The 15,602-nt window shown below is 32.9% G+C and carries 10 protein-coding genes; all 10 read left to right on the top strand.

Annotated elements, in window-relative coordinates; all coding sequences use genetic code 11:
* Positions 1–10: 10 nt before the first annotated feature.
* Entirely contained in the window at positions 11–445 is a 435-nt protein-coding gene (locus tag CJF42_RS07650) for an ATP-binding protein (RefSeq protein WP_170940526.1), read from the top strand.
* Entirely contained in the window at positions 381–2,711 is a 2,331-nt protein-coding gene (locus CJF42_RS07645; protein WP_095366112.1) for a glycoside hydrolase family 2 protein, read from the top strand. The genes CJF42_RS07650 and CJF42_RS07645 overlap by 65 nt, the downstream gene beginning before the upstream one ends.
* Positions 2,701–4,446 carry a glycoside hydrolase family 9 protein gene (locus tag CJF42_RS07640; RefSeq protein WP_170940525.1) on the top strand — a complete coding sequence of 582 codons (1,746 nt, stop codon included), beginning with the start codon at positions 2,701–2,703 and terminating at the stop codon, positions 4,444–4,446. The genes CJF42_RS07645 and CJF42_RS07640 overlap by 11 nt, the downstream gene beginning before the upstream one ends.
* Before the next feature lie 6 nt (positions 4,447–4,452).
* Positions 4,453–6,282: a glycosyltransferase family 2 protein gene (locus CJF42_RS07635; protein WP_095366110.1), complete on the top strand. Its 1,830-nt coding sequence runs from the start codon at positions 4,453–4,455 to the stop codon at positions 6,280–6,282.
* Positions 6,282–7,625, top strand: coding sequence for a DUF3131 domain-containing protein (locus CJF42_RS07630; RefSeq protein WP_095366109.1), 1,344 nt, complete (start codon positions 6,282–6,284; stop codon positions 7,623–7,625). Before CJF42_RS07635 ends, CJF42_RS07630 begins: the two co-directional genes overlap by 1 nt.
* A 168-nt stretch (positions 7,626–7,793) precedes the next feature.
* Positions 7,794–9,203, top strand: coding sequence for a DUF3131 domain-containing protein (locus CJF42_RS07625; protein ID WP_095366108.1), 1,410 nt, complete (start codon positions 7,794–7,796; stop codon positions 9,201–9,203).
* Positions 9,182–10,573: a DUF3131 domain-containing protein gene (locus CJF42_RS07620; RefSeq protein ID WP_095366107.1), complete on the top strand. Its 1,392-nt coding sequence runs from the start codon at positions 9,182–9,184 to the stop codon at positions 10,571–10,573. The genes CJF42_RS07625 and CJF42_RS07620 overlap by 22 nt, the downstream gene beginning before the upstream one ends.
* A gap of 87 nt (positions 10,574–10,660) precedes the next feature.
* Positions 10,661–12,688 carry a DUF3131 domain-containing protein gene (locus CJF42_RS07615; protein WP_095366106.1) on the top strand — a complete coding sequence of 676 codons (2,028 nt, stop codon included), beginning with the start codon at positions 10,661–10,663 and terminating at the stop codon, positions 12,686–12,688.
* A gap of 685 nt (positions 12,689–13,373) precedes the next feature.
* The gene (locus CJF42_RS27330; RefSeq protein ID WP_170940524.1) at positions 13,374–13,541 is read left to right on the top strand and encodes a hypothetical protein; all 168 of its coding nucleotides are present in this window, start codon (positions 13,374–13,376) and stop codon (positions 13,539–13,541) included.
* Between the two features lie 193 nt (positions 13,542–13,734).
* Positions 13,735–15,336 (top strand): glucose-6-phosphate isomerase, encoded by a 1,602-nt coding sequence (gene pgi, locus CJF42_RS07610; protein WP_095366105.1) that lies wholly within the window; start codon positions 13,735–13,737, stop codon positions 15,334–15,336.
* Positions 15,337–15,602 lie beyond the last annotated feature (266 nt).

The following is a 15,602-nucleotide window of genomic DNA, read 5'->3' as shown; positions in this document are numbered from 1 at the left end:
GTATGAGCATATGTTAGTTAAAAAAATAGAATTAACTATTTCTAGCAGTTATAGCAGCGTCGCTTTAGTAGCTCAAACGATTGTTGCTATGGTTAAAGCTGAGAACATTACACAAGCATGTCTCGGTGATATCGAGTTATGTATTGCTGAAATTGGGAATAATGTTGTTGAGCATGCTTATGAAAATAGAAATGATTTAAAAATTACATTTAAGTTATTACTTTTCCGAGAAAAAATTGTACTAATTATTTCTGATAATGGCATAACAATGCTACAAGGTGCTCTTTTTTCGGAGGAGGATTGGAATATGCTTGATAAAAATAATATTGCTACCTGGAAAGAAAGTGGGCGTGGGCTTCAATTAGTGAGGGGGATTATGGATGACATGTTTTATTGGACGGAATTTAAGCGTAATTATTTCAAAATGGTTAAGAATTTACCTTAACTTTCTTCAGGAATTTAATTCATATATTTTAATTTTTTGTTTAGTTTTCATTATAAGTAATATCACAGGGTGTAAAAGCTTAACCTATCTTACTGATAAAATATGTAATTTATCAATTTGTCAAAATTTAGAAAATAAACATGATAAACCTCTACGTGTTGAACTTGATAAAAATTGGTTATTTTATCCATCAAACAGTGCTTCTTCAAATTATTACGATGAGCATTCCGATTTTACAAAGTTTAAACCAATAAAGGTACCGAGCAACTGGTTTAGTCAAGGCTATGAACATAGTGGTGTTGCTTGGTATAAAACAACTTTTAATATAAACAATCTTCACAGCTCCAAGAAGCTTTATCAATTAATTTTTGATGGCATTGATTATTTTGCGGATGTTTGGGTAAATGGCAATTATGTTGGTTTTCACGAAGGATATTTTCAATCATTTCGTTTGAATGTTTCAAATTATTTACATGAAGGTGAAAATTTATTAGTTGTTAAAGTAAACAGTCCGCAAGAAAAAGCGGGTCAGTCTTGGTCTTTACATAAGCAGTATATTAAAGGGGTTTTAGGGCATCATGATACTAGGCCTGGAGGTGCATGGTCTGAGCGAGGACAAGAAAAAAATACAGGAGGGATATGGCAATCAGTATGGTTGGAAACGAATGTTAATTACAGTATTAAGAAATTTAAATTCACACCAAACATATTATCAAATGGATTAACTAAAGCAGACTTAGAGGTTTCAGTATTATCTAAAAATAATCTCAGTACTACTTTAGAGTACAGTTTATATTTTAAAGGTGAATTAGTCGAAAAATATCATAAAGATGTCAAGTTGTATAAGGGAAATCAACTCATCAAAGTAAAACTCCCGGAAAAGCAAAGAAAACTTTGGTCACCATGGGAACATGGGAAGCCACATTTATATCAGTTAAAAATTGTACTTAAAAATGAAAATACGATTTATTCTGAGCAAAAAACTAAAGTGGGCTTTAGGGAGTTTAGCATAGAAGAGCCCGCAGGAGTTTGGAATATAAATGGCAAACCACTTTTCGTCAGAGGAACAAACTATATCGCGTGGCAATGGCTTTCAGATGTGAGTGAGAAACAGTTTCTTGCCGATTTAATACTAATGAAAGAAGCTAATATTAATGCAATCAGAGTTCATGCCCATGTATTACCAGATCGATTTTATAAACTTGCGGATGAGTTGGGTATGGTGATATGGCAAGATTTTCCTTTGCAATGGGGTTATATAGATTCACCTGAATTTATTTCAAATGCCCAATTCCAAGCAAAAGAAATGGTTGAGCAATTTTATAACCACCCATCAATTTTAGTATGGAGTGCTCACAATGAGCCTCCATGGGATGCAAGCTGGATGAAATATAAATATGCAGATTATGATAAAAATCAAAATTTAGAACTAGATAATAAAGTATTCCAAACATTAAAATCTTTAGATCAATCTAGATATAGCCATAAAAGCTCTTTAACTTCAGAACATCCATGGTTTGGTTGGTATAGTGGAGAATGGACTGATTATTTGAAACCAACCAATCAACGTTGGATCACTGAATTTGGTGCTCAGGCATTACCAGATAAAGCGACATTAAAGAAAATAGTCGGTAAGGAAAACCTGTGGCCTGTAAATAAAGAACAATGGGGTATCTGGGAGTATCATAACTTCCAACCTTCACAAACATTTAAAATTGCTAAAGTTGAAAAAGGTATTGATATAGAATCTTTAATTAATAATTCGCAGCAATATCAATTCGCACTAACAGCATTAGCAGCAGAATCTTATCGTCGACAAAAAATGGCACCAGTTAATGCAATATTCCAATTTATGTTTGTTGAAAATTGGGCTTCTATCAATTGGGGGATTGTTGATTATTTAAGACAACCTAAACCGGCTTATTATGCATTACAAAAAGCTTATCAACCTCTATTACCGAGTATTGAATATATACCAAAACAAGAGTCACTTTGTTGCACCATTAATTTTTCCTTATGGGTTGTAAATGATTATCCAAAAAGTTTCGAGAGTTATAAATTGAAGTATCAATTATTTAAAAATGGCCTACAAGTATCAGAACAGATATTTGAAAGTAGTATAAAGCCAAGTTCGGTTAAAAAAGTTACAGACATTAAAATTAATGACGTTGGACCTGGTGAATATCAAATTAACTGGATCATATTAGATAATAAAGAGAAAGTTGTTGCCAGTAATGAACATAAATGGAAGGTCGATGATAGCTAAATTATTAACATCATTATTTATTTTAATAGGAGCATATGGCGTCTTTTTTTTAAACAAATTGCCAGTGTTACAGGACCTCGATATAACAAAAGAAGAAACATATTTCAGTGTTAATCAAGTTGGCTATTTTATCTTTGGGCCAAAAATAGCGTATATAACTCATTTTAAATTCAATAAAACTATAAAACTGGTTAATCTCGATACGCAAAAAGTAACGCAATTAAAAATTAAACCTCTGCACTTTAATAACTCGGAACTGTCGGCGACGGCTAAAATAGATTTTAGTCAAATACAAGAGCCTGGAGAATATATTCTTTTGATCAACAATATTCGTTCACCCAAATTCAAAATTAATCAAGTTATTTATTCTGAAACTATAACTCAGTTATTACGCTCATTTTATTATCAACGATGTGGTCAGAGCATTAACGATGAATTGTTTAAAATTAATCATAAAGCTTGTCATTTGAAAGATGCTGTCTTATCTAGAGCATTATATGGGGTAGATATTAAGAATTATTCTTCATTTTCTGCCGTGGGTGGTTGGCATGATGCTGGAGATTTCGGTAAATATGTTGCAACAACAACGGTTTCATTAGGAAGAGTGTTATCAAGTTATCAGGATCATCCTGATATATTGCAGAAGATCGATTTATCACTTAATAAACCAGAGGGTATATTACCTGATGTTTTGGTAGAAATGCAGTATGGTTTAGATTGGCTTTTGACTATGCAGTATGTAAATGGAAGTGTTTTTAGAAAAGTAGCAGGAAAAAATTGGCCGAGTTTAATGTCTCCTGTTGAGGATGTACAAACTAGATATGTGTATGGAATTAGTACAGAAGATACAGCTAAATTTGCTGCAACTATGGCTCTAGCTGCTCGAATCTGGATTAAATTTGATCGTGTAAAAGCTGAAACATATTTTAACGCAGCGCAAAAAGCATGGCAGTATTTGGAACAAGAACAATCATATTATATAGATTGGAACAAGTCAGATGATAGTGGTTCTGGACCTTACAAATCAAATAATGTCGATACAGAAGCTTCACTCTTACATGATAACGACGACAGATTTTGGGCAGCAGCAGAGCTTTATATAACAACCAAAAATAAAATATATTTACAATACATAAATAAAAATATTGAGCTACCAGTCAATATATTCGAATGGAAAGACCCATCTTTACTTGGTAAATGGAATTTAATTACACAACTATGCCAAGCTCAAAGCCTTCAATATTGTACTATTTTCAAGCATCAAATTTTAACAAGAGCAGCCATTGCTTTATCTCGTTATGATAAATCAGATTATGCTTTAGCAAATCAAAAGTTTATTTGGGGTTCAAATAAAATAGCTGCAGAAGAGGGGATATTGCTACTTATGGCCTATCAATTAAATGGTGAAAAAAAATATTTTGATGCTGCTGTTGCACAAGCTGATTATCTACTTGGAAGCAACCCTTTTAGTCTTAGTTTTGTGACTGGGATTGGTGAGAGAGCTGTGAAGCATATTAATCATATTTGGGCAAGAGCAGAAAATATTGAAATTCCAGGACTTTTGGTTGGTGGTCCAAATTCTTTGGCTCAAGCAAAAATAGCCCCAAAAAATAAAGGAATTTTAAGTTATGTTGATAATGAAAAATCATATGCAGTGAATGAATACGCGATTGATTACAATGCTTCATTGATTACGCTTCTTATTCAGTTATCCGTTTTTAGTATTGAGGAATAAAAGTATATGGCTTTTTATTTTGATAAATTTGAACATCGTGTACCACCCAAACCAATCCCATATTCTTTATCTCGAGAGTTGTTATGGCAATTTTTGGCAGTTATAAATTTAGGTATCGGAGCTTGGTATATTTACTGGCGTTGGACTGGCTCACTTAATTTTGACGCATTATGGTTTTCTTATCCTTTAGTTATTGCTGAAAGTTTGGCTTATATTGGTTTAGTGTTATTTACTTTTAATTTATGGAAAATTAAAGATACAAAGCCCAGTAAGCCTCCAAATATGTTGAGTGATGTATCACCAAAAGTAGATGATTTTGATAGAGAAATATCAGTGGATATTTTTTTTCCAAGTTTTGATGAAAAGCCTGAATTAGTTGAACTAAGTTTACTTGACGCCAAAAATATTTATTATCCTCACAATATATCAATCAATATTTATTTACTTGATGATGGCCAGCGAGATTCGATGAAAAATTTAGCTGATAAGTTGGAGATAGGTTATATCACAAGATCGAATAACATTGGCTATAAAGCAGGAAATTTACGTAATGCAATGGGGCAGACTTCTGGTGATTTTATTCTAATTTGTGATGCCGATACCAGACCATTCCCAACTATTTTAGAAAATACTTTAGGATATTTTACTGACTTTGATATGGCTTGGGTTCAAACTCCTCAGTGGTTTTTTGATTTACCAGAAGGAAAACCTTTAGATATCCATTGGCGAAATCGATATGGTATTTTAGGTAAATATTTAGCTTTAGGTGTTCAAAGACTAATTGGAAAGGTTGTTGTTGGTGCCGACCCATTTATTAATGATCCTCAAATTTTTTACGATGTTATACAAAGAAGAAGAAATTGGGCCAATGCATCTTTTTGTTGTGGAGCAGGTTCAATTCACCGACGAGATAGTGTCATGCAATCTGCATTGTTTACATTTAGTAATGAAGTTTTGATGGCACAAAAAGATGATATACGAACATTAAAAAAAAGAACCAAAGAGAAATCGATTGATGTATACGTTAATGACACAATACAAAGTTCTTTAGTTCAAGATACTGAGCTTACACCATACAAATTTCATGTTTCTGAAGATATATACACTTCTATGAGTTTACATGGAGATAATACTAGAAAATGGAAATCTGTTTTACATCCTGAAATTGAATCTAAAATGCTATCACCTCAGGATCTGCATTCTTGGATTGTTCAGCGCTTTAAATATGCAGGAGGTACAATAGACATTGCATTTAATGATAATCCTCTATTTAAAAGAGGAATGACAATCGCTCAAAAAATGATGTATGCCGCTACGATATGGTCATATTTTGGTACTTTATGGAACGTGATTTTTATCTTGGCTCCAATTGTTTATATGTTAACGGCTGTGGCTCCTGTTTCAGCGTATTCTATCGAGTTCTATAAGCATATTATTCCTTTTTTAATTTTGAATGAACTTGCATTGATGGTGGGGGTTTGGGGGATTGCAGGTTATTCATCAAAGGCATCTTTTATATCTTTTTTTTCAATCAATCTTAAAGCTATTTTTACCGTGCTCAAAGGGAATAAGGTTGCTTTTCCGACAACACCTAAAGATCGACAAGAGGGGCAATTTTATCATTTAGTTTGGCCACAAATAACGGTTGTTGGATTAAGCTTATTTGCAATATTATTTTCTATTTCAAACTTTTTATTATGGGAAAATTCAATGGGTTATTCTGTTAATGCAATTGTAACAAATACTTTTTGGGCGAGTATTAATATGTTAGCCATGTTCGGTATAATAAAAGCTGCTAATTGGCAACCTAGTGATGAAATAGGAGCTAATGATTAATGACTTTTAAAGATGGATTACTAACAGCACGACATCATATTGTTTTTTTATTAGGGTTATGTTCTACATTCTACCTTGTTATTTATCTTGAAAACTTTGATATATCAAAAAAAACATTTGAAATTAAACTTAACCCTAATATACCGAATGTTATTCATGAACCATTATCTACTCAAGAGTTAAAATGGGCCAAAATTGCATGGCAATATTTTGAAAATAATACACACGAAGAAACAGGATTAGTCAATTCGGTAAATAATTATCCTGCTGCAACTATGTGGGATATCGCTTCATATATGTTAGGTCTTATTTCAGCATATAGATTAGAAATAATAGAGGTGACAGAGTTTAAAAAACGTATGACTTTAGTATTAAAATCACTTGCTAAAATAGAATTATACGATGGTCAGTTGCCAAATAAGTCATATAACGCTAAAACATTAACAATGGTTGATTACAACAACAATATTACAGTAAAAGGTATTGGTTGGTCAGCTATCGATATAGGCCGATTATTTGTTCCATTTAATATATTGGTTTGGAATTACCCAGAATATACTCCTTTAGTGAATAATATTATTAATCAATGGGATTTAAAAGCAATGGTTAATGAGGGGGTTTTAATGGGTGCAACGATAGATAATGAAGGACAAACAAAGTATGTTCAAGAAGGTAGAATCGGTTATGAAGAATATGCCGCAAAATCGCTTTCGCTATCTGGCTTAGATGTTTCCAAAGCACTTTTATATCATGATTATTTGCAGTATGAAAATATTGCTGGTGTTGATATTCCAACTGATAGTCGAATCCCTGAAATTTATGAGGCACACAACTATGTTGTCAGTGAATCATATATTTTGGATGCAATTGAATTCGGTGGTAACGAAATTTCTAGAGAGTTCACATATCGAGTGTATCAAGCACAAGAAAATAGATATAAGCTGCAAGGGATTTTTACTGCTGTTAGTGAAGATAATATAGATCAAGCGCCCTATTTTGTTTATAACACTGTTTTTAGTAATGGTAAGGCATGGAATACAATTACTGATACAGGTGAAGATGCAAGCTTATTTAGAACAGTTAGTACTAAAGCGGCTTTTGGTTGGCATATGCTCTATAACACAGAGTATACAAAAAAACTGATTGAATATATAGATGAGAATTATGTAGAAAATACAGGATGGCAGTCTGGTATTTATGAATCTGATGGCCGGGCAAATACTGCGATAACAGCAAATTCTAATGCCATAATTTTAGAAAGCCTGCATTATAAAGCCAAAGGTCCGTTATTAAATATTACTCACTCAGAAAAGCGCAATAAAATCTTGTCAGCATCAAAATAACACATAATTTTTTTGATAACGCCATCGTTATCAAAGCGGTATTATATCCAATATTTTAAACCTGCATTTCCAAAAAGTAATATGAATATATTACTCTTTTTTAACTAAAACCAAATATTAAATCTGGGGCATTCTAGGCCCATTAGACAAATTAAAAGGGATCCCGTAATGCGATTAAAAATAACTAATAGAGTATTGATTTTAGGTTCTCTTATCATCCTAGGTTGTTCAGAAACGAATACATTACTTTATTATGGTGAACCTATTGTTTTGCAAGAATCTCCCGTAAGATCTAAAGGTACTCAACCAGGGCGAAGTGGGAGGTTAACAGAAAAAGAATTGGCTATGGCTAAAATTGCATGGCGTTATTTTCAAAATAATTACCATAAAAAAACAGGCCTTGTAAATGCTGTAAATAATTATCCTTCAACAACCTTATGGGATACAGCCTCTTACTTAGGAGCATTGGTTGCAGTAAGAGAGTTGGGCATTATTGAAAAGAAAACATTTGATGAAAGAATAACAGCATTATTGAAGACATTTAATAATATTTCTTTATATCGTAATGAAGTACCAAATAAGGTATATCATACAAAAACAGCTAAAAAAGTAGATTATACAAATAAGCCTGGTGAAATTGGTTACTCGGCTCTTGATATCGGGCGATTTTTGATTTGGATGAAAATTATAAAAGAAAGGTATGCTGAATATGGAGATCTAATTGATTCAGTATTACTACGTTGGAACTACTGCCATATAATTAATGAGCATGGGATGCTATATGGAGCGCATGGAAAGAAGGGCGTGAAAACGAAGTATGTACAAGAAGGCAGGTTGGGCTATGAAGAATATGCAGCCAAAGGGTTTGCTCTATGGGGATTTCACACAGAAAGGGCTTCAAAACCTGAGCCATATGAAATAATCAACTTATTTGGTCACCAAATCCCATATGATTCAAGAGATCCGCGATCATTAAAAGCACATAATTATGTGGTAGCTGAAAGCTATGTATTAGACGGAATTGAGTTAAATTGGGATTTGCCTGAAGATAAAACTTCAAGTGATAATATTCATACTATTCCTTGGATGGCTGAATTTGCACAACGTATTTATGATGTTCAAGAGGCGAGATATTTACATACTGGTATTTTAACTGCGAGAACTGAACATCAGCTTGCCTCAAGTCCTTATTTTGTTTATGACACTATATATACTGATGGTTATGCATGGAACACAATCACAGAATCTGGTAAATATGTACCAAAATATGCTGCAATCGCTTTAAAAGGAGCTATTGGTATGTGGGGGTTATGGAAAACCGAATATACTGATTTGCTTTTTGATGCAGTTTCAGATTTATATGACGAAAAAAAAGGCTTTTATGAAGGTCGATTTGAAAATGGAACTGGCCTTATAAATACATTTACAGCAAACAATAACGGTATTATTTTAGAAGTACTCCTTTATAAAGAGCAAGGAAAGCTATTACAGTTTAATTTTAAAAGCCCTTCAAAATGGGATTATCATATTCTTAATGAGTTTGCGGGGTCTAGTAAGTGCTTTCCAGGAAAACGATAGGAATTATTTTTTTATTTTGTATTTCAGGTTGCGGTGTAATTGTAAGAACATTCGATACAGGTATTACAACATTTTCTCATTCAGCTTTATTTCGGCAGGGGCAATATGGTCCCTTGAGCGAAAAAGAACAGTTATGGGCAAAAGTAGCATGGAAATACTTTGAAAATAATAGCTATGTCAAAACAGGTTTAGCAAATTCTATAGATGGTTATCCAAGTGCGACAATGAGCAGTATTGCGGATTACTTAGCTGCGATGGTAGCTGCTAGACAACTACAACTTATCGATAAAAAACAGTTTGATCAGCGTATTAGTGAATTATTACACTTTTTAAATCGTATGCCATTATTTAAGGGCCGTTTACCAAATAAAGTTTATGATACGACTACAGGTAAAATGATTAATTATCAGGGAAAGCAAGCTGAAATAGGTTGGTCTGCAATAGATATAGGTAGGCTGTTGATTTGGTTGAAAATTGTATCTCAACAATACCCTGAATTTCATGAATATATTGATAAAGCTGTATTCAGGTGGAATTTTTGTGATGTCATTGATGATGAAGGGAGTTTATACACTGGAGTGTTTTATAAGAATAAGATGTCACTTAGTCAAGAAGGGAGACTTGGATATGAAGAATATGCTGCTTTAGGGTTTAAAGCATGGGGCTTTGAACCAGTAAAAGCAGAATCGATAGATCCGGTTGAAACTATTACTATATATGGTGTCGATATTTATCATGATGCGAGAGATCACCGTGAAGATAAAGTACTCACTCCCATTTTAACTTTACCTTTTGCTTTAATGGGTATTGAGTTTAATTGGGATCATATCGATGATACATACTCTTTAGATTCAAATAATACCAATAAAATATATTATGAAATTGCTAATCAAGTTTATAAAGTACAAGAATTACGTTACAAAAATGAGAAAATTTATACTGCCCGTACCGAGCACATTTTGGATCAACCCCCATATTTTCTTTATGACAGTATTTTTGCTAACGGCTATGCTTGGAATACGATTAGCGATGCGAGTAAAACATTTAATAACAAATCATTAGTGTCAGTAAAAGCAGCATTGGCCATGCATATCTTATGGGATACAGAGTATACATCAAAATTAATGTTAGTGATTGAAGAGTTATATGATGTAAAGCGAGGTTGGTTTGAAGGCCGCTATGAACAAACTGGTGGGTATGAAGTTGCAATCTCATCGTCAACTAATGCAACGGTGCTTGAAGCTTTATTATATAAAACTAAAGGTAAGCTATTTGATAACAGTAAATTGAGTCAATATAGTAAAATTCGTATGCATGATGCTTTTAAACACCCAGGAAAATGTTTTCCTGCACTTTATAAAAAGAAATAACCTACTTCAAAAATTAAAAACACAAAAGATAGATTTTACCATTGTAAATGGATCTTTCAGTTCTAAAAACTAAAGTGAGGATTGATTATGGATATTCGAATAAAAATAGAGTGTAAACTGGTAATATATATTTTGGTTTTATTTAGTTTTAATTTGAATGCAGCTATGCCTGATGTAAGTGAATTACGTCAAGGATGGTTATTGTACAAATTGGATAAATTTTCTCAAGCAGCTCAAATTTGGCAGCAAAATAGCTTTATTTTTCTAAATAAAAAAAGAAATCAACAACAACTCAGAATGGCGGCATTAGCACAAATTTTAGCGACTTTTTCTTATGAAAAAAATGATGATAAATTAGCATATCAAGCGTGGGCAACTGGACAAACTTATTTACTTGAAAGTAATATAAGTTGGCAAGAGTTTTCAAAGCAAATAAAAAGGACCTATGAAGAAGAGCTTAACTCGCTTAATCAAGCGTCAGTTCAAATGAAAACTGGTTTGTCAGCTTTAGAAAAACTTAATCAAGAAAGTACTTTATTGATGTTTGAGCTAGAAGATGTTCTTTCCATCAGTGATTATCAAGGGCCCAAGCCTGGACTGGCAATTGATCATAGTCAAAAAAAGGAGTTGCCAAGTTTTAATCAATTACCACAGCGAAGCTATATACCAAGACCTTCTATTATATCAGATACTGAAGATAAAGTTTTAAAAAATGACTATGTTGAAAATGCAACTTCTAGAGGAGTTCGTCATTCTGTTGAGTTTGAACAACAAAAAATATCAAAAGAAGCAGAGGTAGATGAAAAAATCCAAGTTACTTTATTAGATCAACCTGTACAGTTTCATGAACTAAAAATTACTAATGCAGTGCAACACATTGAGGGCACTCAATCCGTAGAAATAAAAAATAATAAAGTGCCGAATAAAATGACTGGCTATAGAGGAATAGAAACATTAAATTCGATAATCAATTTACATGATAGAAATACAGCTCATAAAGCATGGCAGTATTTTAAACATAATACTGATAATAAAACAGGTTTTGTATTTGATACACACCAATATTCCTATAGCTCTATGTGGTCTATAGGAAGCTATATTGGAGCATTAATCTCTGTTCAAAGGTTAGGGGTAATTTCTAAAATTGAGTTTGATGTTAGAGCAACAAAATTATTATCAAGTCTTAACGCGATGCCTCTATATAATGATGAATTACCAAATCGCCAATATGGTACGACTACATTATCTTTAATAGATACTGATAACCAAGTTTCCTCTAATGGCTCAGGATGGACAACAGTAGGTACAGGTAGGTTACTTATTTGGCTAAAAATTATGGAACAATGGTATCCAGCTTATAAAGCTACAATTAAACATTTTATTAATCGTCTAAACTTCATTAGGGCGCTACAAAATGAAGAGTTAACCGGTAGTTATTATGATGGTAGTGAGGAAACTCTATTTATAGAAGGTCGATTTGGTTATGAACAGTATGCGGCTATGGGTTATAAATTATGGGGGGAGTCTGTTGATAACTCACTTAATTATGACACCATTATTTTTAAAAAACGTTACCAAATAGATGTACCGGTTGATAGCAGATCTGGATCTCACTTAGTGTCAGACCCTTTTTTACTAGCTTCAATGGAATTGTCACTTATTAATAGTGATTTTCAACTATTTACTCAAAATATTTATGAAGTGCAAAAACTTCATAGCGTAGAAATAAATAAGCATGTGGCACAAACAGAAATGAATTTAAACCAGTTTCCTTGGTTTGTATATCATAGTATTTTTGATGAGTTCGGTTTTTGGCAAGTCACCGGAAATGATGGCGCTCCTTATTCTCAATTATCAGGATTTAGTACACACGGCATATTTATGTTTGATGCGGTTTTTTCAGATAATTATAGTCAGAGTATGATGGATGATGTAAAAGAATTACAAAGTGATGACTTTGGGTTTTATAGTGGGAAAACTTATTTAGGTCAAATAATCAAAGAGTTAAGTGCTCATAGTAATGGTGTTATTTTACAAAGTTTGTTATATAAACACTTAAATAAGCCTTTTTTAGATATAGACAATATTTTAAAAATTAATTCGCTTAGTAATTGAGTTTCTAATCTCTAGAATTTCAAACAACTTGTGAACCTGGAGATTAAACACTCAATACATGCATTATAATAAACGTGTGATTAATACCAATACGAATAAATAAGTGCTCACTTTAAATGAACTAAATATTCCAATAACATCGTTGCTTTCAATCCTAGAGTACCGATTAGTTTAAAATATGAACACCAGAATGGTCCAGAAATCACACAGGTAAGGCGTATTAGTGAATGGAATAGTGGGCTATTTCGAGCTGATACAACGTAGCATGTGTGATTTTTGGTCATTCCCTGCGGGCGAGGCTAAAATTTCCGTATACTGCGTTAAATTTTCTTGATGGAGAATAACTAGACCTACAAAAATTTTCTAGTCTACGAAAATTTTGGCTCTCGCTGGTGACTATATTTTAAACTGTTCGGTGTTCTAGTAGCTAGCTATTACTCAATCAAGCGCCTTGTTCTTGAAAATTTATCATTATTAAAATTTGATCACTAACTTACTCGTATTGCTATAACCAGTTTTATTCATCACATTTAACAAATCTTGGTTATATACCCAAACCACTTCAAGATGCAGGATTCAGTTGGAATTAGAAATGCTTTAGGCAAGGCATTGATTGAAGAACATGGTATTCCCTTTTCAAAATCAATAACGATAAACCAACCTTACAGGGACTTCTGAGCAAATCATGCTCGTTGTTGCCTGCATGGATGTAGGTACTAGAGCAATGCAGGAGCATATTGCCGGTCCATCTTTTTTTAAGGGAGTAACCATTAATGCAAAGATGCGCCTAGATCATGAATTGCTCAGCAGTCCTGAACCTCACATCTTGAAGTGGCTTGGGTATAGACTTTGAGTACCCTATCTTAATCCCCCAAGAAACACTTACGCATTACATTGTCTAAAAATCGTTTTATTAATTTATTTATGGAATTTACCTAAGAGTTAGACAATAAATACTTTCAGGTTACCCAGATCTAAAGTATCTAAAAGAAAAGTATAAGTAATCATTATTTTATCGAGTGAGCAAATAAGAGGCATACAAAAAAATGAGATTTATAAAGTCATTAATAAGGCAACAAAAATCAGATCAAAGGAAAATTAGTGATCTATTTGATGATAGTGAGCGTGCAAAAGATTTTTCAATAAAAGCTGCCGGTATATTTTTGGACTACTCAAAACAAAATATATCTCGATATGAATTATCGCAATTATTGGCATGGGTTAAGAATAAGGGGCTAGATCAGTGGATTAAATCTCTAACTTCAGGAGATAAAGTTAATGTAACCGAAAATAGAAAAGCATTACATTCCTTACTTAGAGCGCCATTAAAAACAAAACAAGAGGTACTTGGAAAAGAGGCCGATGAAGTAGATAAAACTGAAAAGCGGATGTTTGAAATTATTGAGGGAATAACAGAAGGTCGTATAAAAAGTGCGACAGGAGAAAAATATACTGATGTATTAACAATTGGTATAGGGGGGTCTTATTATGGTATTAAAGTCGCATTAAGTGCTCTAACTCCTTACCATTGTACTGGACTAAATGTACATGTTTTGGCAAGTGTCGATGGAGCCGCTGTTGAGGATAAATTAAAGAAGCTTAACGCATCAACAACGTTAGTTGTTGTAATTTCAAAAACCTTCACTACACAAGAAACAATGATCAATGCACAAGTTGTCAAGCGATGGATGATATCACGCTTACCTTTAGAAGGAGTTATAAAACAGCAATGGTTTGCAGTTAGTACAGCTGTTGAAAAAGTGAAATCTTTTGGCTTACAAGATAGCCATATATTACCTATGTGGGATTGGGTAGGGGGGCGTTTTTCATTATGGTCAGCTGTAGGTTTACCTCTTGGGTTAGCGATAGGTAATAAACATTTTAGCGAATTTAAAAATGGTGCATACCAAATGGACCAACATTTTCAACAAGCTGACTTTGAACACAACATGCCAATCATCATGGCATTGATAGGTTTATGGAATCGAAATGGTTTTGATTTTCAGAATTTAGCTATTTTACCTTACTCTCATAATTTACGATCATTTCCAGGATACTTACAACAACTAGATATGGAAAGTAATGGAAAGTCAGTTTCAACCGATGGTATTGATTTGTTGTGGCCTACAGCGCCAGTTATTTTTGGACAAGAGGGAACTAATAGCCAACATGCTTTTATGCAATTGATGCATCAAAGCAAATTAATTATCCCTGCCGATTTTATTGTTGCATTACAGGGGAGTAATCATCTTGAGAAAAATCATAAAATCTTAGTTGCCAATTGTTTTGCGCAAAGTGAAGCTTTAATGCAAGGTAAATCATACGAACAGGTAAAATCTGAATTAACACCTGGTAGCACATTAACACTGGCTGTTCACAAGGTAATGAAAGGAAATACTCCGACTAATACACTATTAATGAAATCTATTTCACCTGAATCGTTTGGCGCATTAATTGCCTTATATGAACATAAGACGTGTGTACAAGGTTTTTTATGGCAAGTGAATTCGTTTGATCAGTGGGGAGTTGAGCTAGGTAAAGAACTTGGAACTCATGTTTTAAACAAAATAAAGGGCTCAGCTGATAACTTTAAATTTTCAGCTTCTACAAGTAATCTGATTCAGATGTTTGTATCAGGTGAATTTTAAAACACATCAATTTCTTGTAATCGATTCTTTTATATCATAGATTTAAAGAGTTTAACTTGATTCTTAAAAATCAAATAAAATAGTTCAAAAGAATACTCGAAAAGATAAATTTTTCTTAGTAACTGGTTAATTATACTGATTTTATCCTATTCTCAATATAAAGTAGGATAAATAATATGATTAAAAACAATTTATACTCAAATGGTCAACAATATTGTGATTGGAAATATAAAAAATTTTCATAATTCCCTGATGTTATGTTTTAT

It is taken from the genome of Pseudoalteromonas sp. NBT06-2 (assembly GCF_002276045.1).
Taxonomy (GTDB): domain Bacteria; phylum Pseudomonadota; class Gammaproteobacteria; order Enterobacterales; family Alteromonadaceae; genus Pseudoalteromonas.
This window is presented reverse-complemented; position numbering and strand designations above follow the sequence as displayed.

Bases quoted from the DNA above. Each gene is read 5' to 3' on its own strand.
- CJF42_RS07650 (WP_170940526.1), top strand. From the start codon at position 11: ATGTTAGTTAAAAAAATAGAATTAACTATTTCTAGCAGTTATAGCAGC.
- CJF42_RS27330 (WP_170940524.1), top strand. From the start codon at position 13,374: ATGCTCGTTGTTGCCTGCATGGATGTAGGTACTAGAGCAATGCAGGAG.
- pgi (WP_095366105.1), top strand. From the start codon at position 13,735: ATGAGATTTATAAAGTCATTAATAAGGCAACAAAAATCAGATCAAAGG.
- CJF42_RS07640 (WP_170940525.1), top strand. From the start codon at position 2,701: ATGATAGCTAAATTATTAACATCATTATTTATTTTAATAGGAGCATAT.
- CJF42_RS07635 (WP_095366110.1), top strand. From the start codon at position 4,453: ATGGCTTTTTATTTTGATAAATTTGAACATCGTGTACCACCCAAACCA.
- CJF42_RS07630 (WP_095366109.1), top strand. From the start codon at position 6,282: ATGACTTTTAAAGATGGATTACTAACAGCACGACATCATATTGTTTTT.
- CJF42_RS07615 (WP_095366106.1), top strand. From the start codon at position 10,661: ATGGATATTCGAATAAAAATAGAGTGTAAACTGGTAATATATATTTTG.
- CJF42_RS07645 (WP_095366112.1), top strand. From the start codon at position 381: ATGACATGTTTTATTGGACGGAATTTAAGCGTAATTATTTCAAAATGG.
- CJF42_RS07625 (WP_095366108.1), top strand. From the start codon at position 7,794: ATGCGATTAAAAATAACTAATAGAGTATTGATTTTAGGTTCTCTTATC.